The sequence below is a fragment of the Vagococcus carniphilus genome, assembly GCF_014397115.1.
In the GTDB taxonomy this organism is placed as follows: domain Bacteria; phylum Bacillota; class Bacilli; order Lactobacillales; family Vagococcaceae; genus Vagococcus; species Vagococcus carniphilus.
Genome location: NZ_CP060720.1, coordinates 1,975,979 through 1,999,921, shown reverse-complemented (window position 1 = coordinate 1,999,921; position 23,943 = coordinate 1,975,979). Strand labels below are relative to the sequence as shown.

General features: G+C 31.6%; 24 protein-coding genes. 18 read left to right on the top strand and 6 right to left on the bottom strand.

Annotated features, from left to right (window positions below; all coding sequences use genetic code 11):
- Positions 1–60: 60 nt before the first annotated feature.
- A complete protein-coding gene (locus tag H9L18_RS09870; RefSeq protein ID WP_126795273.1) occupies positions 61–732 on the top strand; it encodes a TVP38/TMEM64 family protein in 672 nt (223 codons plus the stop codon).
- A gap of 116 nt (positions 733–848) precedes the next feature.
- A complete protein-coding gene (locus tag H9L18_RS09865; protein ID WP_185847511.1) occupies positions 849–1,598 on the top strand; it encodes a tyrosine-protein phosphatase in 750 nt (249 codons plus the stop codon).
- Between the two features lie 28 nt (positions 1,599–1,626).
- Here H9L18_RS09865 and H9L18_RS09860 read toward each other — a convergent pair whose 3' ends face one another.
- Positions 1,627–2,109: a methylated-DNA--[protein]-cysteine S-methyltransferase gene (locus tag H9L18_RS09860; protein WP_126795277.1), complete on the bottom strand. Its 483-nt coding sequence runs from the start codon at positions 2,107–2,109 to the stop codon at positions 1,627–1,629.
- Between the two features lie 95 nt (positions 2,110–2,204).
- On the opposite strand from H9L18_RS09860, the gene H9L18_RS09855 reads away from it, so the two are divergent.
- From H9L18_RS09855 to H9L18_RS09840, 4 genes are read left to right on the top strand one after another with little or no spacing between them, the layout of a single operon-like run.
- Complete coding sequence (locus tag H9L18_RS09855; protein WP_126795279.1) at positions 2,205–3,584, top strand: bifunctional metallophosphatase/5'-nucleotidase; 1,380 nt, start codon at positions 2,205–2,207, stop codon at positions 3,582–3,584.
- A 2-nt stretch (positions 3,585–3,586) separates the two neighbouring features.
- Complete coding sequence (locus H9L18_RS09850; RefSeq protein WP_126795281.1) at positions 3,587–4,183, top strand: YutD family protein; 597 nt, start codon at positions 3,587–3,589, stop codon at positions 4,181–4,183.
- Positions 4,184–4,193: 10 nt separating this feature from the next.
- Positions 4,194–4,958, top strand: a complete 765-nt coding sequence (locus H9L18_RS09845) for a TIGR01457 family HAD-type hydrolase (RefSeq protein ID WP_126795283.1) — start codon at positions 4,194–4,196, stop codon at positions 4,956–4,958.
- A gap of 2 nt (positions 4,959–4,960) precedes the next feature.
- Positions 4,961–5,608 carry a TIGR01906 family membrane protein gene (locus H9L18_RS09840; protein ID WP_126795285.1) on the top strand — a complete coding sequence of 216 codons (648 nt, stop codon included), beginning with the start codon at positions 4,961–4,963 and terminating at the stop codon, positions 5,606–5,608.
- 13 nt (positions 5,609–5,621) lie between these two features.
- Here H9L18_RS09840 and H9L18_RS09835 read toward each other — a convergent pair whose 3' ends face one another.
- Both H9L18_RS09835 and H9L18_RS09830 read right to left on the bottom strand, forming a co-directional pair.
- Positions 5,622–6,110, bottom strand: coding sequence for a phosphatidylglycerophosphatase A family protein (locus H9L18_RS09835; protein ID WP_126795287.1), 489 nt, complete (start codon positions 6,108–6,110; stop codon positions 5,622–5,624).
- Positions 6,111–6,174: 64 nt separating this feature from the next.
- On the bottom strand, positions 6,175–7,161 hold the full coding sequence (locus H9L18_RS09830; RefSeq protein WP_126795289.1) for an NAD(P)/FAD-dependent oxidoreductase: 987 nt from the start codon (positions 7,159–7,161) through the stop codon (positions 6,175–6,177).
- A gap of 150 nt (positions 7,162–7,311) precedes the next feature.
- Here H9L18_RS09830 and H9L18_RS09825 point away from each other — a divergent pair, with 150 nt between their 5' ends.
- The 6 genes from H9L18_RS09825 to manA all read left to right on the top strand — a co-directional run bounded on the left by H9L18_RS09825 (position 7,312) and on the right by manA (position 14,727).
- Positions 7,312–7,986 (top strand): TetR/AcrR family transcriptional regulator, encoded by a 675-nt coding sequence (locus tag H9L18_RS09825; RefSeq protein ID WP_126795291.1) that lies wholly within the window; start codon positions 7,312–7,314, stop codon positions 7,984–7,986.
- Positions 7,987–8,001: 15 nt separating this feature from the next.
- Positions 8,002–9,720 carry an ABC transporter ATP-binding protein gene (locus H9L18_RS09820; RefSeq protein ID WP_126795293.1) on the top strand — a complete coding sequence of 573 codons (1,719 nt, stop codon included), beginning with the start codon at positions 8,002–8,004 and terminating at the stop codon, positions 9,718–9,720.
- Positions 9,717–11,570 carry an ABC transporter ATP-binding protein gene (locus H9L18_RS09815; protein WP_126795295.1) on the top strand — a complete coding sequence of 618 codons (1,854 nt, stop codon included), beginning with the start codon at positions 9,717–9,719 and terminating at the stop codon, positions 11,568–11,570. The genes H9L18_RS09820 and H9L18_RS09815 overlap by 4 nt, the downstream gene beginning before the upstream one ends.
- Positions 11,571–11,711: 141 nt before the next feature.
- On the top strand, positions 11,712–12,584 hold the full coding sequence (locus H9L18_RS09810; protein ID WP_126795297.1) for a VOC family protein: 873 nt from the start codon (positions 11,712–11,714) through the stop codon (positions 12,582–12,584).
- Positions 12,585–12,701: 117 nt separating this feature from the next.
- Positions 12,702–13,715: a serine hydrolase domain-containing protein gene (locus H9L18_RS09805; protein WP_126795299.1), complete on the top strand. Its 1,014-nt coding sequence runs from the start codon at positions 12,702–12,704 to the stop codon at positions 13,713–13,715.
- A gap of 46 nt (positions 13,716–13,761) precedes the next feature.
- Positions 13,762–14,727 carry a mannose-6-phosphate isomerase, class I gene (manA, locus tag H9L18_RS09800; protein ID WP_126795301.1) on the top strand — a complete coding sequence of 322 codons (966 nt, stop codon included), beginning with the start codon at positions 13,762–13,764 and terminating at the stop codon, positions 14,725–14,727.
- A 54-nt stretch (positions 14,728–14,781) separates the two neighbouring features.
- Here the strand turns inward: manA and ald are convergent, their stop codons facing one another.
- The 3 genes from ald to H9L18_RS09785 form a co-directional block, all read right to left on the bottom strand.
- A complete protein-coding gene (gene ald, locus H9L18_RS09795) occupies positions 14,782–15,894 on the bottom strand; it encodes an alanine dehydrogenase (protein WP_126795303.1) in 1,113 nt (370 codons plus the stop codon).
- Positions 15,895–16,045: 151 nt separating this feature from the next.
- The gene (locus H9L18_RS09790) at positions 16,046–16,732 is read right to left on the bottom strand and encodes a type 1 glutamine amidotransferase (RefSeq protein ID WP_126795305.1); all 687 of its coding nucleotides are present in this window, start codon (positions 16,730–16,732) and stop codon (positions 16,046–16,048) included.
- A gap of 2 nt (positions 16,733–16,734) precedes the next feature.
- Positions 16,735–18,078 (bottom strand): Mur ligase family protein, encoded by a 1,344-nt coding sequence (locus tag H9L18_RS09785; RefSeq protein ID WP_126795307.1) that lies wholly within the window; start codon positions 18,076–18,078, stop codon positions 16,735–16,737.
- 239 nt (positions 18,079–18,317) lie between these two features.
- On the opposite strand from H9L18_RS09785, the gene H9L18_RS09780 reads away from it, so the two are divergent.
- The 6 genes from H9L18_RS09780 to H9L18_RS09755 all read left to right on the top strand — a co-directional run bounded on the left by H9L18_RS09780 (position 18,318) and on the right by H9L18_RS09755 (position 23,931).
- Complete coding sequence (locus tag H9L18_RS09780; protein ID WP_126795309.1) at positions 18,318–19,874, top strand: ABC transporter substrate-binding protein; 1,557 nt, start codon at positions 18,318–18,320, stop codon at positions 19,872–19,874.
- An 86-nt stretch (positions 19,875–19,960) separates the two neighbouring features.
- The gene (locus H9L18_RS09775) at positions 19,961–20,917 is read left to right on the top strand and encodes an ABC transporter permease (RefSeq protein ID WP_126795311.1); all 957 of its coding nucleotides are present in this window, start codon (positions 19,961–19,963) and stop codon (positions 20,915–20,917) included.
- Complete coding sequence (locus tag H9L18_RS09770) at positions 20,917–21,744, top strand: ABC transporter permease (protein WP_126795313.1); 828 nt, start codon at positions 20,917–20,919, stop codon at positions 21,742–21,744. Before H9L18_RS09775 ends, H9L18_RS09770 begins: the two co-directional genes overlap by 1 nt.
- 3 nt (positions 21,745–21,747) lie before the next feature.
- On the top strand, positions 21,748–22,641 hold the full coding sequence (locus H9L18_RS09765) for an ABC transporter ATP-binding protein (RefSeq protein ID WP_126795315.1): 894 nt from the start codon (positions 21,748–21,750) through the stop codon (positions 22,639–22,641).
- Positions 22,634–23,539, top strand: coding sequence for an ABC transporter ATP-binding protein (locus tag H9L18_RS09760; protein ID WP_126795317.1), 906 nt, complete (start codon positions 22,634–22,636; stop codon positions 23,537–23,539). The genes H9L18_RS09765 and H9L18_RS09760 overlap by 8 nt, the downstream gene beginning before the upstream one ends.
- Positions 23,539–23,931 carry an OsmC family protein gene (locus H9L18_RS09755; RefSeq protein WP_126795319.1) on the top strand — a complete coding sequence of 131 codons (393 nt, stop codon included), beginning with the start codon at positions 23,539–23,541 and terminating at the stop codon, positions 23,929–23,931. The genes H9L18_RS09760 and H9L18_RS09755 overlap by 1 nt, the downstream gene beginning before the upstream one ends.
- The last annotated feature ends 12 nt before the right edge of the window (positions 23,932–23,943 follow it).

The window sequence follows — 23,943 nt, the reverse complement described above, 5'->3', positions numbered from 1 at the left end:
TAAACAATTTTAGAGGTTGACTGTCCACTAGTCATCCTCTATTTTTATAGGAGTAAAATAATGAATACTAAAAGTAATTTAAGAAAGTATGTAGGGATGGCTGCATTAATTTTATTGGTTATGGGTTTACTTTTAATTATCGTACTTCATTTTTCTGTAGACATTAAACTATTTTTTAATCCTAATACATCGACAGAATTGTTAAAAAATCAAGTTAGATCACATGGGTTTTTAACAGCCTGTTTATTATTTGTTTTAACAGCTGTTCTATGTGCTATACCTGGTCTGCCGACTTCTATTATAGGGGTATTAACAGGAGTTGTTTTTGGTCCACTTGTGGGAGCTATTTTAAATATCACGGCTAATGTGTTTGGGAATATGCTTTCTATTTCTTTTTTAAAGCGTTTTTCTTTTGAAAAAGGACAAGAGCTTTCAGAAAAATTGAAAAAACAAATTTTAAAACAAAAGCATCCTGACGTTATGTTGTCATTTTGTTATATGATACCTGTTATACCGTCGTTTGTTGTTAATTATGTCATTGGAGTTCTTAAGTTTAATCGTGCTAAACAAATTCAAATTATTTCTTTAGGTATCATACCAACTTCCATTTTGTACGCTTTTGGAGGAAATTCATTATTTAAAGGAGATATGAAGACAATTATTATATTGGTTAGTTTAATTTTTGTTGTTGGTACTATTATCAGCTTATTTAAGAAAGAGTTTATTTCTTAAAGATGTTCTTAAGAATAGCCTTTAAAAAGCTAAGTGTAAATTTTTGTGGTATAATGAAAAAAATTTGTATTTTTACATGAATGTTTAAAATAGATTTATTGAGAGGGGATACGCTGATGAAATTATTAGTCAATTTTAGAGATATTGGAAATATACCTACAGCCGAAGGAAAGAAGGTAAAGTCTGGTTTCTTTTTAAGAAGTGGAGAAGTAGTTAATGTTGAAAATAGCGTTGTAGAACGTTTATTAAATGAATATCGTTTACAAACAATTGTTGATTTACGAGGAAAAAAAGAAACAACTGAACGTCCAGATGATACTATTTCAGGTGTTGATTATGTCAATATTGATATATTAAGAGATGTTAAAGGCCAAGGAGCGAGCTTTGAAGAACTTTTAGCTGGATCGGCCTCTGCAGACAATGGAATGTTAGAATTATATGAAAATTTAATTTTGACTGAAGGAGCTAAAAAAGGCTACCAACAATTTTTAGAGATGATTGTCTCACAACCTGACAAACCGATTCTATTTCATTGCTTTGCTGGAAAAGACAGAACAGGATTAGCAGCAGCTTTGATTTTAGGTAGTCTAGGTGTTTCAAAAGAGTTTATTTATGAAGATTATTTAAGAACTAACGAAATGAGAAGAGATGCTAATCAACAAATTGTTGACCAATTAAAAAAACAAGGTTTAACAGATGCGCAATTAAAAGAAGTTTTAATTATGATGAATGTTGACCAACGTTATTTAGAGCGCTCATTTAGTTTGATGGATCAAGAATATGGTGGCTTTGAAAATTATATTTTAAACGGCTTAAATATGCCAAAAAGCTTCTTTAAAGATATGAAAACAGCTTATACAGCATAAAAAAAGATTGATGATTAAACCAACTTGTTTAATCACCAATCTTTTTTAGTTGTTCTAAATTTAATAAAAATTTCTTGATGACTAAACCTTCTTCCCCACTACCTGAATATCCGGTTAAAGCGCCATTTTTTCCAATAACTCGGTGGCAAGGTACGATAATAGGAATTGGATTTCTTCGATTTGCTTGTCCAACGGCACGTTGCGCTTTAGGAGAATTAACGGCAATTGCAACATCTTGATAATTTCTGAATTGGCCATAAGGAATTTTTTGAAGTTCCTGCCAAACATTTTGTTGAAAGTCCGTCCCACAAGTAAAATGTAAAGGAACATTAAAAGAAATTAAATTTCCACTAAAATAAGCCATCAGTTCTTTTTTGGCTAAGTTTAAATGCTGTTCCATCAAAGGTGTTAATGGGATGTTTTTTGGTTTTTCTTTTACAAAAGTAATATTGGTTATACCAATCTCGTCAGCCTCTAACCATATTTTGATAGGACCATATTCTAAATACATTTATCTCACTTCCTTTTATAACACTATAATATCCGATTTATCAAAATTGTGGTAGTATTAAACAATAAAGTTATAGCGAAAGGTAAGTTTTATTAATGAAGGAAGTTATCCATTTATTACACACCAATGATTTGCATTCTCATTTTGAGAATTGGCCCAAAATTAGACGTTTTGTGACTGAAAAAATGAGCCGATATGAAAAGAAAAAAGAAGACTATCTGCTAGTTGATTTAGGAGATTTTATGGACCGATATCATCCGTTAACAGATGCAACCAACGGACTAGCTAATGTCGAAATCATGAATCAACTTCCTTATGATTATGTCACTATTGGTAATAATGAAGGCATTACTAATAGTAAATTTCAATTAAATAGGTTATATGATGATGGAAATTTTCAAGTTGTTCTTTCTAACTTGTTAGATAAAGAAACGATGGCTATTCCTTCATGGGCTAAACCCTATCAAATAACACAAACAAAACAAGGGACAAAAATTGCAGTAATCGGATTAACAGCACCGATTGAATTATCCTATCATTCGTTTGGATGGGAAGTATTGGATAGTGTTACGGCGCTAAATGAGTGGTTACCTGAAATAAAAAAAGAAGCAGATGTTATTGTGTTACTTTCACATTTGGGATTACCAGATGATAAATTTTTGGCCAAAACATATCCTGAAATTGATGTGATTGTTGAATCACACACGCATCACTTATTTAGTGAAGGAAAGGTATGTAATGATGTGCTTCTTTCAGCAGCGGGAAGATTTGGCCTGTATGTTGGAGAAGTAGAATTAATTATTGAAAATCATCATGTTGTTTCTAAAAAATCAACAGTTTATGAAACAGCTTCATTTAAAGAAAAAACAATAGATATGATTGAAATAACCAATTACCAGATGAAAGGTGAAAATTTATTAAAGGATCAAACACTTGGCTATTTGCCGGAGACGTTAACTAAAAAACATACTTTAATGGATTTAACTCTAGAAGCAATGAAGGATTATGGCGGCAAGGAAGTCTCTTTATTAAATACAGGAATTATTTTAACCGATTTAAAAGAAGGGGTAGTGACAAAGAAAGACTTACACGAATGTTTGCCCCATCCTATGAACTTAATTAAAGTTAAATTAAAGGGTAGAGATGTGAAACGATTAGTTTTTGAAATTGAACGTTCAAGAGATTTTTTATTTAAATTTGAAATAGTTGGTATGAAATTTAGAGGGAAATATTTTGGTCAAATGTGTTATGATGGTCTTACTTATTGTAAAAAAACACAAGAAGTAAAATGGCTGAATCAAGAGATTTTAGATGAAAAGGTTTATGAGTTGATTACAGTCGACCATTTATCTTTCTTACCTTTTTTCCCAACAATCGAAATAGCTGGAGAAATTGAAATATTGAGTTCTGACTTTTTAAGAACGATTCTAGGAGACTACATTAAACAAAAGTTCAGTGAAAAAATAGAGGTGTAAACATGACTGAAGAAATAAAAGAGACATCTACAACAGAAGAAGTCATCGAAATTGAAGAAGAAGTAGATGAGGTCCTACAAGAGATGCTTGCTAATTATAATCCTGAAAGCTTTCCTTTAGCTAATGGTACTTATAAATTAGTAAAAAATTATCGAGATGGATTTGATTATGAAACATTAATTAAAAGATATAACAGTGTTCTTGAAAAATATGATTATATTGTAGGAGATTGGGGATATGATCAACTTCGTTTGAAGGGCTTTTTTATGGATGATTTTAAAGGAGCACCATTAGATGCTAAAATCAGCACTTTAGAAGATTATTTATATGAATATTGTAATTTCGGCTGTGCTTATTTTGTCATTCAACAAACTGGTGAATTTAAACGTCGTGGACGAACAAGTCAAGGTCCAAATAAGAAAAATAACAAACCTAAAAATAAAGCTTATACGGATGAAAAAAAATTCAATCCTAATAAGAAAAATAAAAAACCGAAATTTAAAGGGAAAAATAATAATCAACAACAAGCTCCGAAAAAAGCGAAGGAAGCAACACCTTCTAAGCATCAATTTACGATAAGAAAAAAAGAAGCAGAATAAGAGGTTAATTATGACGTATAAAGGTTATTTAATAGATTTAGATGGTACTATTTACTTAGGTGATACACCTATAGAAGCAGGTAAAAGATTTGTAGAATCATTGCAAGAGAGGAAAACCCCCTTTTTATTTGTAACAAATAACACAACGAAAACACCTGCAGCAGTCCAAGAAAAATTAGCCAATCATTTCGATATTCATGTATCAAAAGAAACCGTATATACTGCGACATTAGCTACAATAGATTACATGAAGGATAAGGCCTTAGGGGATAAAGTATATGTTGTGGGAGAGTCAGGTCTAAAAGATGGCATTAAAGATGCTGGTTTCAAGTTAGATGAAGAAAAACCTGACTATGTTGTTGTAGGATTAGACTCTGAAATTACTTATGAAAAATTAATTGTAGCAACATTGGCTATTCAGAATGGAGCTCATTTTATTGGAACTAATCCAGATAAAAATATCCCTACTCATAGAGGCTTATTACCAGGCGCAGGTAGCTTAATTGCTCTACTAGAAACTTCGACTCAATCAAAAGCAGTTATTATTGGCAAACCTGAAGGCATCATTATGGATAAAGCGTTAGATAAACTTAATCTAACTAAAAAAGATGTTGTGATGGTAGGCGATAACTATGAAACTGATATTAAAGCAGGGATTAATAATGGCATTGATACATTACTTGTTTTAACAGGATTCACTAAAAAAGAAGATGTAGCTGAATTACCTGTTGCTCCAACGTATGTTGTCGATTCTTTAGATGATTGGTCATTTTAGTCATGATACGCTTAAAAGGGTACGGAGAAGTATTATTACTTATTTTATTTTTTCTTACATTAGCGATTACCTTAACGATAAATGCTAAGTGGTTATATTTAGTTGATATTAAAATGCTAGATATTCTTGATTATGTTGATTTATCAAAACATGAATTAGTCAAAAATTACGATCAATTAATGAGATATTTAAACTTTTTTTGGGTTAATCCTTTAAAGATGACTGATTTTCCAGTTTCAGAAAGTGGTGCACTTCATTTTTTTGAAGTCAAACGTTTATTTCAAATTAACTATCTCGTTTTTGGGTTGACTATAGTACCAAGTTTTATTTTATTAAAAAATAAAATAAAACATTCAACTTTATGGTTATTAGTTCGACCATTTTCATATTTATTAGTAGCTCTAGTAGCGTTAATCATTTTTATGGCATTAGCTTTTGATACTTTTTTTGTTAAATTTCATGAGATATTTTTTAATAATGATGCATGGGTATTCAATCCAATGACTGACCCGGTTATCTTAGTTTTACCACAAGATTATTTTATGCATTGTTTCATTTTGTTTTTTATCCTTTTTGTTTTATTTATTAGTTTACTTATTTACTTTGGTAAAAGACAATTGAAGACAACAAAAAAAAGAGAGAATCCTTAAAGGGTTCTCTCTTTTAGTTTGGTTTAGAGTGAGCTAATCGGCTTGCAGCAGCTGCAGCGATAGCTCCAACGATGTCATCTAAAAATGTATGAACTTTTCCTTCTTCATGGGAATTTAGTTTAGCTAAAATTCCAGGTTTTACTTTATCAATGTAGCCATAGTTTGTAAAACCAATAGAGCCATAAACATTAACAATCGATAAAGCCATAATTTCATCAATTCCGTATAGACTCTCATCTGTTTCAAGAATTTCTTGAAGAGGTTGAAGAAGTTTTCCTTCTTCAGCTAAAATATCTAATTGAATTCCTGTAACAATAGCATTTTGAACTTCTCTTTTTTCTAAAACAGCTTCGATATTTTCACGGCATGTATCTAGAGTTAAATCTTCTACATAACTACTTTGTAGAAAATAGACTAAATCAGCCATATCATCAAGTGTTATTCCTCGTTGATTTAATAAGTTCTTAGCACTTTCTCTAAGTGTTTCTTTTTTTACTATCATATTTTCACCTTCTTAATGTTAATAATTATACAAAATTTAATCGGTTAGTACAAGTTGTGTTCATTTATTCGTAAAGGCTAGTGCTATGCATTGGTTGAAGTCTCTCATTAGGGTTGATAAAGTGGATAGCATTATTCACTGCCGTAGGAGCTTCACCAAATCCAGTTGCAATTAATTTAACTTTGCCTTCATAGGTACTAATATCTCCAACAGCAAAAACACCAGGAATTGAAGTCTCGGTATTAGATTTAGCCAAAATAGAAGATCCTTTAAAGTCAAGAGGCCATTTTTTGATGGGACCTAAAGATGATGAAAAACCATAATTAACAATTAAATTATCAGTAGGGATAATTTCTTCAATATCCTCCTTTGGATTTCGAATAGTTAGTGATTTTAATTGATTATTCTCTTGATTCAGAGCGTCTAAAACAAATGGTGTTTTTACTATGACAGAAGAAGCCATTAGTTTTTCAACACTATGTTCATGAGCTCTAAATTGTGGTCTACGGTGGATAAGAGTCACAGAAGAAGCGATATCTTCTAACATCAATGCCCAGTCTACCGCGGAATCTCCTCCTCCTAAAAGGGTAACATCTTTATTTGAAAAAAGATTCATATCTTTTATGTAATAATGTAGTTGTTTATTTTCAAGTTCCTCATGCCCCTCTAAATTCAGTCGTCGAGGTTGGAAAGAGCCATTCCCAGCTGCAATAATAATTGATTTGGAATAATGAGTTTCTTTATTTGTGGTTAAAACAAAATAGTCTTCTTTCTTTTCAAATGATAAAACTTCTTCTTCTAAACAAACAGAATGTTTGAAAGGTTCAATCTGCTTGATTAAAGAATCAACTAAATCTTGAGCTTTAACAGATGGAAAACCTGCTACATCATAGATGAGTTTTTCAGGATAGAGTAGTGCTAATTGTCCGCCTAAATCTGGTAAAACATCAATTATCTTCGTTTTAGCATTTCTCATGCCTGCATAAAAACCAGCAAATAATCCAGCTGGTCCTCCACCAATGATGGTAATATCATATATATTTTGGTTCATTAAATCAGCTCCCTTAGCTTATCAATATCACTTGTCAGTATAAATGACTTACTTTAAAATAGATACTTTTTTGATTATTAAATTTTTTTAATTGACGTATGACACGATGTCATTTACAATGACACCATGTCATAAAGTAGGAGAGAGTTTATGCCAACAGCTACATTTTTTAGATTAGAGGAAGAGAAGCAAGAAAAAATTATAAGAGCAGCCAAAAAAGAATTTTCTGAAGTTCCAATTCATGAAGCTTCTATTGCGAATATCATTAAAAATGCTGAAATTCCAAGAGGGAGCTTTTACCAGTATTTTACTGGTAAAGAGGATTTATTTTATTACCTGTTTGATTTTGTAAGAAAAAATCCAGAGGAACACTTTTTGAATTGTTTAAAGGAAGAAGAAGGTGATATTTTTAAAACATTTCATCGTTTCTTCCCATTGTTTGCTAAGGAAGTTTTTGAAGGAGAAGATTCTTTATTTTTAAGAAATATTTTCTTACATATGAATCATAAAAGTTCAGTTAAATTTATGTCAAATGAGATGAACGAGGAAGAAAAGGAAGCTCACTTAACTCATATGAGAAATCATCGAAAAGATTCTATTATTACGTTCAAAAAGATCATGTCAACTATTGATAAAGAAAAATTGAAAATCGAAACGGAAAAAGAAATTAGTATTCTTTTTCGACAACTTTGGTTCATGGTTTTAAATACAATCAATGAAGGTTACCGAATGAAATGTAGTAAGGAGGATTTTATTTTAGATGATTTAGTCAGTGAGTTTAATATGAAGATAAACTGGTTAGAACATGGTGTTTCAAAGCAGTAAGGATGGAGTGAAAATATGTTAAAAATGATTAAACGACTGTCACCTTTAGCTGTTATAGGGGCAGTTTTATTTATGGTTATTCAAATTGTTAGTGATCTTTTTTTACCAACATTAACCTCAAATATTATTGATAAAGGAGTCACACAAGGGGACACTAATTATATTATTCGCATTGGGATGATAATGGTCGGTGTTTCCTTAATAGGAATTACTGCATCTGTCTTTAATACGTTGATTGCTACAAGAGAAGCTCAAAAATTAGGAAGAAAGGTTCGTTCAGAAATATATTCTAAAGTTGAGTATTCTTCCAATTCCGAATTTGAAAAAATTGGAACGGCTTCTTTGATTACAAGAACAACAAATGATGTTAATCAAGTTCAGATGGTGACGCAAATGTTTTTAAGATTAATGATTAATGCTCCTATCACACTAATTGGAGCTAGTATACTTGCTTACACAAGAGATCCTAACTTAACAAAAATATTTATTTATATTATTCCAGCATTATTAGTAGTAGTTGGAACAATTATGTATTTTGCGACACCTCTATTTAAAAGTTTACAAGAAAAAACAGATAAATTAAATCTTGTTTTTCGTGAAGGGTTGACAGGTGTTCGAGTTATTAGAGCATTTAATCAAACTGGTTTTGAAGAAAAACGGTTTGACACGGCCAATAGAGATTACACTCAAACTGCCATTAAAGTAAATCTGTTAATGAGTTTTTTACTACCGACAATTACGTTTATCATTAGTATTACCAATGTTTCAATTGTTTGGTTTGGAGGACATAACATAGCAGAAGGAACTCTTGAAGTTGGGAATATGATGGCTTTTATGACATATGCTATGCAAATTTTGATGAGTTTTATTATGATGACAATGATTTTTATTTTTGTTCCAAGAGCACAAGCTTCAGCAGTTAGAATTAATGAAGTATTAGATATGGAAAATAGTATTAAAGATGTAAAAGAAACTGAAAACTTCAAAGAAGAAAAATCATTAGCGTTTGAAGATGTCTCATTTAGGTATATGGGGGCTGAAAAATCAGCTATATCTGAAGTTGATTTTCAGGCTAAGTCAGGAGAAACCATTGCAATTATTGGTGGAACGGGCTCAGGAAAATCAACTCTAATTAATATGATTCCAAGGTTTTACGATGTGGAGGCTGGAAAAATTTTAGTGAACGGAATAGATATAAAGAAAGTTAATCAGGTTTCATTAAGAGATCATATCGGTTTTGTTCCACAAAAAGCTTTATTGTTTACTGGAACTATTAGATCGAATATGCAATATGGCAATGAATCAGTGACTGATGAGGAGATTTGGAAAGCATTAGAGATTTCTCAAGCTAAAGAATTTGTTGAAAAACTACCTGATGGCTTAGAGACAAAGGTAGAACAAGGTGGTTCTAACTTTTCTGGTGGTCAACGTCAGAGATTAAGTATTGCTAGGGCATTAGCCAAACAAGCTGATATTTACATTTTTGATGATTCTTTTTCAGCCTTAGATTTTAAAACAGATGCAGCGTTAAGAAGAGCATTAAAGGAATCTATTACAGAAGCTATTATTATTATTGTGGCCCAAAGAATTAGTACGGTTGTTGATGCTGATACAATTTTAGTTTTAGATGATGGAGTTATGGTAGGAAATGGAACTCATAACGAACTCAAGAAAACGAATCAAACGTATCAAGAAATTATTCAGTCACAATTAAGAGAGGAGGAAATCGCATGAGTGGACCAATGAATCGTGGAGGACATAGTACAAAAGGCAAGGTAGATAAACCTAAAAACTTTTTGAAGACAACTAAACGGTTAATGCGTTATATATCGAAAAAAGTTTACTTGATTATTTTGGTTTTTATCTTAGCGATTATCTCAACTGTTTTTCAAATTAGAACACCTAAAATATTAGGTGAGGCAACAACTGAAATTTTTAAAGGATTGATGGTTGCTAAGGAACAGGTTTTAGCTGGAAGTAAAGTAGACAAAATTCCAATTAATTTTGATAAAATTTGGAGCATTATTTTAGTTGTTTTAGGGATGTATTTGGCATCTGCTTTGTTTAGTTTAATTCAGCAGTTTATAATGACACGAATTTCTCAAAATACTGTTTATCAACTAAGAAAAGAGTTAAAAGAAAAAATGAGTCGAGTGCCTATTTCGTATTATGATACTCATACAAATGGAGATATCATGTCTAGAGCTATTAATGATATGGATAATATTTCGAGTACTCTTCAACAAAGTTTGACACAATTGGTTACCAGTATAGTGATGTTTTTTGGGGTTTTAATCATGATGTTAAGTATTAGTTGGAAATTGACATTAGTGGCATTTATTACTGTTCCACTTAGTCTAGTAGTGACAATGATTATAGCGCCAAAATCACAACGTTTTTTTGCGAATCAACAAAAAACATTAGGTCTTTTAAACAATCAGATTGAAGAAACTTACGGGGCTCATACAATTGTTAAAAGTTTTAATCATGAAGATGAGAACATCAGAATGTTTGAAGAACAAAATGAAAAATTATATCAATCTGGCTGGAAAGCGCAATTTATTTCAGCAATGATTATGCCAATGATGAATTTTATTAAAAATATCAGTTATGTATTTGTTGCTGTAATTGGAGGAATTCAAGTAGCGAATGGTCAAATTACAATTGGTAATGTACAAGCCTTTATGCAGTATACAAATCAATTTGCACAACCATTAGGGCAAATGGCTAATTTGATAAATACAATACAAGCGACAATTGCTTCTGCAGAAAGAGTGTTTGAAGTAATTGATGAAAATGAAATGACGGATGAACAGGTCATAGTTTCAGCAGATATTTCCTCTGATTCAGAAGTTTCTTTTCAAGGTGTTCAATTTGGCTATTCACCAGACTCAATTTTGATGAATAATTTTAATTTAGAAGTTGAGAAAGGTCAAAAAGTTGCAATTGTTGGACCGACGGGAGCAGGAAAGACAACGTTAATCAATTTATTAGAACGTTTCTATGATGTAACTGGTGGGCATATTCTTTACCGAAATAAAGACATTAGAAACTTAGAAAGAGAAGAGCTTCGAGCTGATTTTTCAATGGTTCTTCAAGAAACTTGGCTTTTTACTGGAACCATTTTTGATAACATTAAATATGGAAGTGAAAAAGCAACAGAAGAAGATGTTTACAAAGCAGCAAGAGCCGCTCATGCGGATGAATTTATTAGGCGACTACCTAAAGGATATGAAACTATTTTAAATGAAGAAGCATCTAATATTTCACAAGGTCAACGACAATTAGTAACGATTGCTAGAGCCTTTTTAGCTAATCCACAAGTCTTGATTTTAGATGAAGCGACTTCAAGTGTAGATACAAGAACGGAAGTTTTAATCCAACAAGCAATGGATGAATTACTAAAAAATAGAACAAGTTTTGTTGTAGCACATCGTTTATCAACTATAAGAGATGCAGATAATATTATCGTGATGGACCAAGGATCAATTATTGAGACAGGTAATCACAATGACTTAATGAAACAAAATGGTTTTTATGCAGATTTATATAATAGTCAATTCAGTGGTGAAATTGCTATTTAGTCTTGATTTATGAGAAATTCTCTTTTTATTTTATAATTCTAGCTATATCATTAGTAAGTTTTTGTAGAAAGATGTTACAATATAGAACGAACGATTTATTAATGAAAAAGATCGGATAATATATTAGGAGGAATTAACTGTATGGGAAGCTTTTCGTTAGACCCAAAAACTAAACTGGCATCTGTCGCGCTGAAAGTAAGAGATTTTGATAGAATGGTGGAATTTTATCGACACGTTGTAGGGTTGAATTTAATCAACGAAGAAAACGACATGGCTATTATGGGGATTGGAAGCAAGCGAAAAAAATTGGTTGGTTTGATTGCAACACCGGAAGGAATAGAGGATTCAAATACGCGTACAGGATTGTACCATATGACATTTGTCCTTCCAACAAGAGAAAATTTAGCATTATTTTTAAAACATCTTATTATACTTAATTATCCGATTGAGGGAAAAAGTGATCATGGTTATTCAGAGTCAGTTTACATCAATGATCCAGAAGGAAACAGATTGGAATTTAGTTGGGATAAACCAAAGGAAGAATGGCCACTTCTTGAAGGAAAAATAAATGGTGTTACTAAAGATTTAGATATTCAAAAAATGTTGTGTCGTGTAAAAGGAACTTATTCAACGATTCCAGAGGATACAAAAGTAGGGCACGTACATTTATCTGTCCTTGATTTAAATGAAAGCTTTAAGTTTTATGTGGATGGATTAGGATTTTCGATAAAGGATGATGACTTTGCGAAAACTCATTTCTTAACAGTTAATGATTATCATCATCAAATTGCTTTAAATGAATGGACACCAGCTTCTCAAAAATCGTTTGCTAGAGAAACTGATTTGGGAGTTGACCATATTACATTTGATGTAGCAGCATTTGAAGCTTTATTAGAGTTAAAAGAACAATTAGAATCGTTGGAGATTGAATTTTACTTTAATAAAGGGAAAAAAATTATTGGTGTTAATGATCCAAATGGAATCCAGCTTTGGTTTATGGTTTTAAAAAAATAATGAAATGAAAAAAGTAGAGGTAATTGTGTTCAAATTAAAGCACATTGCTTCTATTTTTTTCAATATTATAAGAATATGTTAGAATAAAAATGTGATAAATAATAGGAGATATAGAAGATGTTTGAACAGACGATTTGTTATATGGAACAATTAGTTAACCAAAAAAAAATACCTGGAATCTCTTATGCTTTCTTAACATCTAAAGAAATTGTAAAAGGAAAAATTGGTGTGAAACAGCAGATACCTAAAGTAGAAGAGATAGATGAATCAACTCTTTATGATATGGCATCTTTGACTAAAATGATTTGTACAAATACTATTATGTTAAAACTGATTGAATCAAATAAACTTTCCATTGATCAACCACTTAATTATTACTTACCTGAATTTAAAGATAAACAAGTAACGATAAGACATTTGTTAACTCATACATCAGGAATTAATCCTTATATTAAAAATCGAAATGACTTGAATAAAAAAGACCTAAAACAAGCTATCTTAAAATTACACTCAGATGAAACTAGAGGAAGTAGTGTGAAGTATACAGATACGGGAACGATTTTATTAGGATTTTTAATTGAAAAGATATATGAAAAAAATCTTCATGACGTATTTCAAAAGGAAGTTTTAACGCCTTTAAAAATGACAGATAGTTTTTTTACTGGCTTTGACAAAGAAAGAGCAGCACCAACAGAATTGACTACTACAAGAGGTCTTATCAAAGGAGAGGTACATGATCCGAAAGCTTTTGTTTTAAAAGAACACTGTGGGAGTGCGGGGTTATTTAGTACATTGGATGATACGATTAAGTTTACTCAAATGATGTTAAACAAAGGAAAAGTAGCTCATGATGTTTTTTTAAATGAAAAAACCATTTTAAGTTTAGAGCAAGACTACACGAATGGAAATTCAAAAGCTAGATCACTTGGTTGGGATCTTATTGAAACAAATCAAAATAATTTACTATATCATACCGGTTATACAGGCACATTTATTATGATTGATTTAAAAAAACAAGAAGCATTTATTTTTTTATCAAATCGAGTTCATCCAACCGATAATAGAGAAGAATATATTGAATTAAGAAATCATTTAATTGAAATCTACTTGAATGAAACGACGAAGCGATAAAAGAATGTTATAATGATACAAACAACAAATAGGGGTGGATTTTTTTATGTTAGAACCATTATTTTTACAGCCAGTATTTCAAGAAAAAATTTGGGGTGGCTCAAAATTAAAAACAGAGTTTGGATATCCATTAGAAAAAGATAACATTGGTGAGTGTTGGGCAATTAGTGCGCATCCTCATGGTGTATGTACTATTGAAAATGGCCCTTATAAAGGTGAAAAATTAGATGAATTATGGAAAAAACATCCTGAACTTTTTGGACATCCTAAAGAAGAAGTTTTTCCATTATTAACTAAAATTTTAGATGCTGCAGATGATTTATCTGTTCAAGTTCATCCAGATGATTTGTATGGCAAAGAACATGAAGGTGAACTAGGCAAAACAGAATGTTGGTATGTAATTAGTGCTGAACCTGGTGCTGAAATAATTTATGGACACCATGCAAAAACCAAAGAAGAATTAGAAAAAATGATAAATAAAGGTGACTGGAAACATTTATTAAGAAGAGTTCCTGTTAAAAAAGGCGATTTCTTCTTTGTTCCAAGCGGTACAATTCATGCTATTGGTAAAGGAATTATGATTTTAGAAACACAACAAAGTAGTGATACTACTTATCGTGTTTATGATTATGATCGAAAAGATGATTCAGGTAATTTGAGAGAATTACACATTAAACAATCACTTGATGTGACAACTGTTCCTCATATTGATCCTATTTTAAATGTGAAGCAAATTAATGAAGGCGAATCTAGTATGACAACTTTTGTTGAATCTGATTATTTTAATGTTTATGACTGGGAAATTTCAGGCATTATTACAACGAAAAGAACAGCTCCTTATACTCTAATTAGTGTATTAGATGGTTTTGGATATATTTATTTGAATGATGACAAAGAAGCGACTGAAATTAAAAAAGGACAGCATTTTATTTTGACATCAGATGTTAAAAAATGTCGTTTAGAAGGACAGTTAAGAATTATTGCTTCAGAACCTGGAACTAAAAACAGATAATAATAAAAAGGCTAATCCAATCATTTTTGATTGGATTAGCCTTTTTTTGTTTAACTAGATTAAATCGAATAATGGTGTGAATGTTTTATCTTGATCAACAGCAACTTCTTTAATAGTCAAGTGACCATTTACTGTATTAACACCATGAGACAGTGCTTCATTTTCTTTAACAGCTTCAATAAAACCTTTATTAGCTAATTCAAGAATATAAGGCAAAGTATTGTTCGTTAATGCTAATGTAGATGTTCTAGAAACAGCACCAGGCATGTTTGGTACGGCATAATGAACTACTCCATGTTTAGTATAAGTAGGGTCATCATGGCTGGTTGTTTTATCAGTGGTTTCAAAAATACCACCTTGATCAATTGCAATATCAACAATAACAGATCCAGGTTTCATCGTTTTTACCATTTCTTCAGTAACAAGCGTTGGTGCTTTTCTACCTGGAATAAGAACAGCACCTACAAGTAAATCGGCCATTCTAACTGATTCTTCAATGTTATATGTATTTGAAACTAGTGTTTCAATTGAATTACCAAAAATATCTTCTAATTGTCTTAAGCGTTGTTGATTAACATCTAAAATTCTGACATTTGCCCCTAAACCAACGGCTATTTTAGCAGCATTGTATCCAGCTACCCCACCACCAATAATAGTGATCTTTCCTTTAGCAACACCTGGAACAGCAGATAAAAGAGTACCTGAACCACCTTTAGTGCTTTGAAGGAAGTAAGAACCAATTTGAGCGGCCATACGTCCAGCAATTTCTGACATAGGTGTAAGAAGTGGAAGACTTCCATCTTTTAAGCGAACTGATTCATAGGCGATAGATGCCACTTTTTTTTCTAATAAAGCATTTGTAAGATTAACAGCAGGAGCTAGGTGTAAGTACGTGAATAGTATTAAATCCTCTTTGAAGAATTGATACTCAGATTCTAAAGGTTCTTTCACTTTTAGAACCATATCCACATCCCAAGCTTCTTTGGCGCTTTGAACGATAGTAGCACCATTTTCTAAATATTCTTCATCGGGATAACCTGAGCCAAAACCAGCGTTTGTTTCAACGATGACTTGGTGTTTGTTATCGATTAAACTTTTAACGAATGGTGGAGTAAGCGCCACACGATTTTCATTGTTTTTTATTTCTTTTGGTATTCCTATTTTCATTGAGCATCCTCCTATTCATTTATAATGAGATATTTCTCATTAATCTCATTATACACTTAAATAACATGATGTTCTAATTTTTTTTGGAAAATGATCAAAATCAACCAAAAAAAAGGCACACAAAGCTATTTTTTGTGTGCCAACTTTTTTATTAATTTAAATCAGATAAATCAAATTGTTTATTGTATTTTTTTTCTGTAATCATGTTGATGATTCTTAAGGCCAAATTTTTATTTTTAGAAAGTAATGGGCCATGGAAATAAGAGCCAATGACATTTTTGTATAGAACACCTTCACCTTTGTCTTTGCCATTATTACCAAATCCGTTTTTTACAATACCTAAAGGTTTTTCATTTTCACCTAAAAAGGTGATACCATTGTGATTTTCAAACCCATAATAGGTTTCGCCAAACTCTTCATTGACAATTTCAACATCTCCGATAAAACGATTATTATCTTGGCTTAAGGTATAATGAGGAAGAGCATGAATACCTTGGATTTTTTCGCCATTTGCTCCAATATAATATTCACCAAGAAGTTGAAAACCGCCACAAATCGCTAACATAACACCGTCTGATTCAATATAGTCAGTTAATTGTTGTTTCTTTGTTTGAATGTCTTTTGAAACGATAACTTGTTCATAATCTTGTCCACCACCAATAAAGATAAGGTCATAATTATCAGCCTCTAATTCTTCGTGGATACTAACGATTTCAGTTATAAAGTTAATACCCAATTGTTTAGCGTAATATTCTAAGATTAATAAATTTCCGTTATCACCATACGTATTTAATAAATTTCCATAAAGATGGCAAACTTTTAAGTTGTAAGTTGTCATGATTAATTTGCCTCCTTAATAAAACCTTGTTGCGTTAATTCTTTTCTTAAATTTAAAACGGCTGTGTAAGTTGCTAAAATGTAAACATGCTCAGTTGGAGCAGATTTGATTTCTTCGATTACTTGTTTCAGCTCATTTACTTCAGTTAAAATATCCTCATTAATTCCAGCTACTTTTAAACGTAAAGTCATATCATCTTTACGTTCACCGCCGGAAATAACTTTTGGAATATCCATCTCAGCTAATTCTTCTAATTGACTGTCCCAAATCCAGCTAACGTCGATTCCATCTGCGTAATTAGCGTTTAAAAGGGCAACTAAAGAAAAGTTAAATGGAGACATCTTCATTGTATCGATAACCTGGTTTAAACCAACTGGGTTTTTAACGAGCATTAAAGTACATTTCTTTCCGTTAATATCAATGATTTCTTGACGACCAAACACTTTTTCGTCATAAGCTAAACCTTTTCTGATTTTTTCAGGAGAGATGTTGTAATACTCAGCAACTGATGTAGCAGCAAGAGCGTTATAAACGTTATAAAGTCCTCCAACTTCAATAGAATAGTCATCTTCATCGATTTTAAATTTAGCAGAAGTGTTAGTTGTTTCTTTAATTTCAGTTAACTGATAATCTAAATCTGGTCTTTTAAAATTACAATGAGGACAATAATACTTTCCTAAATTGCTATAAGTAATCATTTTGTATTTCAATATATGATGACAATGAGGGCATAAAACACCATCAGTGTTGTAATGGGCAGATATTTCCTCATCTAGCTGATGATTGAAACCATAATATTTTCTAGGATTAACTGTTTCAACAGAATTAAAGATAGGGAGATCACCGTTCATTAAAATAGTTGCTTGAGGTGCTTTTTTTGCACCGTCCACAATTAATTTATAAGTCGTATATATTTCACCATAACGGTCCATTTGGTCTCTAAAAATATTAGTAAAGACAAATAATTCTGGTGTTAAAAACTCGGTTACTTTACTTAGACTTGCTTCATCAATTTCTAAAACAGCAAAGTTTTTTCCATTTTTATTCTTTTTACCAGAAAGAAAAGTAGAAACAATTCCTTGAAGCATGTTAGCTCCTGTTGTATTAGTTAATACTTCTCCAAACTCTTGTTTTAAAACATTAACAGTTAGAGCAGTGGTTAGTGTTTTTCCATTAGTTCCTGTTATGACAATAATATGGTAGTCCTTTGCGAGTTGATCTAAGACATTCGGATCAATTGCTAGGGCAATTTTTCCTGGCAAACTACTGCCACCTTTAAAAAATGTTTGTAAAAACCAACGGCTCGTTTTTCCAACAGTTGTTGCAAAACTACTGCGTAAACTCATGCTATTTCCTCCTTGTAAAAACATCGACTCATTTATAATACCATATTATATTTAATTTGATTCAAAAAAGTAAAGCGAGTTGTTTAAATCTAAATAGATATTTAAACAAATAGTTACTAACTTCCAATAAGAACAAATGATTGACGTATTTTCTTCCTTTAGATATACTTAAAACCGTTACAAATAAAGTGGTTAAAAGATCCTTTAAATCAATTAATCATTAAATAAGGAGAGATTTGATGGACAAAAAATGGCTTTTCGGATTGACAGCTGTCGTTGGGGTAACATTAACAGCTTGTGGGTCTAATAAGACAGAAGCACCAAAGGAAAAAAAAGATAAGGACACGTTTACTTATGCGATTAATGGGGATCCAACATCCCTTAATCCGATTAATGTAAGCGACAGATGGGGGTTAACAACAACCAACATGATTTATTCACCTCTTGTTCGAATTGAGGGGGATGGCACACAGAAAATGGAATTAGCAAAAGAAGTAACACCTGCTGATGACGGAAAATCTGTGACTGTTAAGTTAAAAGATAACATAACATGGTCAGATGGAGAAAAGTTAACTGCTGATGATGTGGTCTTTACTTACGAACAAAAAGTTAAAAAAGAAAATGGTAATGCTGATAGTTTATGGATTGGTGATAAACCAGTAGAAGTTGAAAAAGTAGATGAAACAACGGTTAAATTCAACTTACCATCAGTTAGTGCTGCAGCTCTAAATAATATTGCAACAGAAACTTATATTATTCCAGAGCATGTTTTTAAAGATGAAAAAGATTTTTCAGCGAATGAATTAAAAGCAAAAGCAGTCGGTACAGGACCATATAAATTAAAAGAATATAAACGTGGTGAATATTTACAGTTTGAAGCAAATGACACCTATTACGGTGGAAAACCTAATATTGATAAAGTTACTTTACGTATTATTGCTAATGCTGATACAACAAAAGTAGCTCTTCAAAAAGGTGAAGTAGATGCTTCTTACATTTTACCTAATAATATAGAAGATATTAAAAAAGCAGATATTACAACTTACGAATACTCTGAAAATAGAGTAGGTTATATGGGTGTTAATAATAACTCTGAAAAATTAAAAGATCAAAAAGTACGCCAAGCTGTTTTTTATGCTTTAAATAAAGATGAATTGAATAAAGCTGGCTATTTATCAGATAAATACTACGAAAATGTTTATTCAATTTTACCTCCGAATAATCCATTTTCAACTGATAAAGTAGAAAAATATGACACAGACGTTGAAAAATCAAAATCATTATTAAAAGAAGCTGGCGCAGATAAATTGAAATTAAATATTGCCTTTTCTTCTGATGATCCAGTGCAAACTGTTCAAGCGACTCTAATGCAACAACAATTGCAAAAAGCAGGTATCACACTTGAATTAGCTGGTGGAGATGGAACAGCAATTTTTGCTGAAATGCAAAAACCAGAAACAACCAAGTATGATTTGTTTATGGGTGGATATATCATGGGAAATGACCCTGATTTATATTCTTCATTATTTAAATCAGCAGGCTCTTCTAATTACTTCCACTACCAAAGTGAAGCAACAGACAAATTATTTAATGACGGTGCTGTTGAGTTAGATGAAGCTAAACGTAAAGATATTTATGCTGATCTTCAAAAACAAATTTCAGAAGATGCTGTCTTTTATCCAATTGTTGATAGTAAGAAAGTACTTGCTGCTAATAAACACGTAGAAAATGTAGACAAAGCAGGGTTAATTCCAATCTATACATTTGAAGATTTATCTAAATTATCGATCAAATAACTGGAAAAACTTCGCGATCAAATTAAATTTTGCGCGAAGTTTTTTTGTAAATGATGAAAAATAGATAAAACAAAGGATGGATAGAGATGCTTAAATATATTATTAAAAGAGTTTTACAAGTTATTCCACTACTTTTAATCGTCTCATTTATTGTCTTTTCGTTAATACAAATTGCACCTTATGATGCGATTGACTCGATTACGACACCTAATATGTCAAAAGAAGCTGTGGAAATATTAAGACAAAAACATGGACTAGATCAACCATTTTTAGTTCAGTACATGATGTGGTTAAAACAAATACTATCAGGAGATTTTGGCAATTCTTTAGTTAACCAACAAAGCATAGGCCAAGAATTATTGATACGTATACCTAATACAATAAAATTAGTTCTACCAGCCTATGTGACAGCTTTAGTAATTGCTATTATTTTAGGTTTAGTCGCTGGTGCTAATAAAGGTAAATTTGTTGATAAATTAATTGATAGTATCTGTTCAATTGGTATTTCGATGCCAACATTCTGGTTTGCTATGTTATTAATTTACTTCTTAGGCTATAAACTAGATTTATTACCGATTATAGGAATGCATACAGTTGGAAAAGAGGATTCATTTGTAGATTTCTTACAACACTTTATTATGCCTTACCTTGTTTTAACCGTTGCTTTTTTCCCAGATTTAACAAGATATGTTCGTTCGTCAACTTTTCTTCAATTATCCGAAGATTATGTGATGGTGCAACAGTCTTTTGGGGCAACTAAAAGAGAAATATTCTTTAAACACGTAAGTAAAAATGTGTTACTACCAATTGTTACTCAAATTGGTCTTGCTCTACCAATGTTAGTAACAGGAGCTATTATCACTGAGAGTGTCTTTGGATGGCCAGGAATTGGACCTTATTTAATGACTGCAACAAAAGCCTTAGATTTTCCAGTTATTATGGCAGTGATGCTTTTATCTGCTACTCTAGTGATTCTAGGTAACTTGTTATCAGATATCCTTTATACAGTTGTTGATCCTCGAATTAGTCAGGGGGATAACTAATGAATGAAAAAAAATGGCTTCACTTATTAAAAACAAATAAACAATATTGGTTTCCTATTATCTTTTTAAGTGTACTTTCATTACTAGCTTTATTAGCACCTATTTTACCAATTGATCCAAATAGTACGGATGTCACACAGATGTCTTCACCACCAAGTATGTCTCATATTTTTGGAACAGATGAAGTTGGTAGAGATTATTTTATACGTGTCATTTATGGAGGTAGAATTTCTCTTTTAGTAGGTATCTTAGCGATGCTTGCATCTACTCTAATTGGGACAATTGTGGGAATTGTTTCTGGTTACTTTGGTGGATGGATCGATAGCTTATTTATGAGATTGGTTGATATTTTATCTTCTATTCCTTGGCTTGTTTTAGTTATTGTATTAAGTGTTCTTTTAAAACCAGGCCTAGTAACGATTATTTTAGTTATTGGTTGTTTTTCTTGGATGAATATAGCAAGGCTTATTCGAGCTGAAACATTATCAGTAAGACAAAGAGAATATGTTGTTTATGCTAAATTTATCGGTGAAAAACATGAAAAGATTATTATGAAACACATTTTCCCAGCAGTTTTACCAACTTTAATAGTAGCAGCAACAGGAAGTATCTCTTCTGCTATTATGACAGAATCTGCTTTAAGTTTTCTGGGAGTAGGGATTCAACCTCCAACAGCATCATGGGGAAGTTTGCTTCAAAATGCGCAAGCAAGTCTTCAAAATGCTCCTTACATGGCTATTTTACCAGGGCTATTTATCATTATTACGGTCTATTCTTTCAATGGTTTAGGAAACTATTTAAGAGAATTAACCAGTGTGGAGGGATAGAAAATGGTAGATAATATTTTAGAAATTAATAATTTAACTGTTTCAATGAAACAAAAAAATAAACCTAACACACCAATTATCAGAAATATTGATTTGAAAATTCCAAAAGGTGAGATTGTCGGTATTGTTGGTGAATCTGGTAGTGGAAAAAGTATGACAATGAAGAGTGTAATGAATATCTTACCACCTAACGCTGAAGTTGATTACACGTCATTTATGTTTGATGGCAATAAAAAAGATGGCAAAGAAAGAATTTCTGCAGCCATGATTTTTCAAGATCCAATGACATCTCTTAATCCACTCAGAACAATTGGCTATCATTTGATTGAGGTTGTTCAACGCTTTCAAAAAAAATCAAAACAAGAAGCTCAAAAACTAGCAATAGATGAACTAGAAAAAGTCGGTATTACTTTACCAGAAAAAAGAATGAAACAATATCCCCATGAGCTTTCGGGAGGTATGAGACAAAGAGTAATGATCGCAATGGCATTATTAGCTAAACCGCAATTATTAATTGCTGATGAGCCAACTACAGCTCTTGATGTAACGATACAAGCTCAAATTTTAGATTTGATTCGTGAACTTCAGAAAGAAGAAGAGCTATCTGTTATTTTGGTTACCCATGATTTTGGGATTGTCGCTGGTATGTGTCAAAGTATTCGTGTTATGTATGATGGTAAGATTGTAGAAGAAGGATTGATTGATGAAGTGTTTTATCATCCTGCTCATCCTTATACAAAGGAATTACTTAAAGCCATTCCTACTGGTGACAAGAAAAAAGAATTGTATTCTCTGACGGGATATAACGAAACAAGTGAAGAAAGAGAAAAAGCAGAAATGGTTTCTCTAACTGAAACTCATCGTCTGTTGAAACAAAGAGGTGAGAAAAATGACTAGAGAATTAGTAAAAGTAGAAAATATTAAACGTTATTTTCCTGTTAAAAATAATTTTGGTCAAGTAAAGACTGTGGTTAAGGCAATTGATAATGTCTCTTTAACAATTAATGAAGGAGAAACATTAGGGTTAGTTGGTGAATCCGGTAGTGGTAAAACAACGCTTGGGCGTAGTATTTTACAACTTGAAACAATTGATGAGGGAAATATTATTTTTGATGGTCAATCTTTTTCAGATGTATCAAAAGATGAAAAAAGAAAAATGCTTCAAAGAATGCAAATTATTTTTCAAGATCCTTATTCCTCATTAAATCCGAGAATGACAGCATTAGAGCAAGTATTAGAACCATTATTATTACAATTTGAGAAGAAAGAAGCGCTTTTAAAAGCTGAGGCAATCCTAAAAAAAGTTGGATTCACAGAAGAAATGTTTCAAAAATATCCTAAAGAATTTAGTGGTGGTCAAAGACAAAGAATAGGAATTGCAAGAGCAGTTGTTGTTAATCCTTCTTTTATTCTATGTGATGAACCTATTTCAGCTTTAGATGTTTCCATTCAGGCTCAGGTAATTAATTTATTAATTGAGTTACAAAAAGAATTAAAACTTACTTATTTATTTATTTCTCATGATCTATCAATGGTTCGTTATATTTCTGACCGAATTGCTGTTATGTATTTAGGTAGAATTGTTGAGATGGGACCATCAGAAACTATTTTTGAAAATCCTCAACATGAATACACCAAAAGATTGCTCCAAGCAATTCCAATTGCAGATCCTAAACTTGCTAGAAAAGCTCAAGCAGAAAAGGAAGTTAACTTAATTAAAGAAATTGATACATCAAATCAAACAGAATGGGTTGAAGTTACTGCTGGTCATTTTGTTTTAAAGGAGAAAGTGTGATGACAATGGATAAAATTAAATTAGTACAAGGGACTAAGGGAATGGAGTTACCTTTAGATACAGGAAACTGGGTAATGCTTCGTGAGGAGGGGTATTCTCCAGTGCAAAGTCTAGTTGCAGCAGTTGGCGCGTGTGGTGCTTATGTATTCCAAAGTATTTTAGATAGTTCTCGCATTGATTATACTTTTAAAGATGTTGAAATTAATTATGAAAGAGACGAGGCTATTAAAAGTGAGCCTGTTAAGTCGATTGAAATTAATTTTTACTTATCAGTTTTAGAAAAAGATCAAGGAAGAGCTGAACGTGGGTTAAAACTAATTGGTAAACATTGCCCCGTAATGCAGTCACTAGATCCTAAAATAGAAGTAATAGAAAAAGTTCATTTTATTTAAACAAAAAAGCAT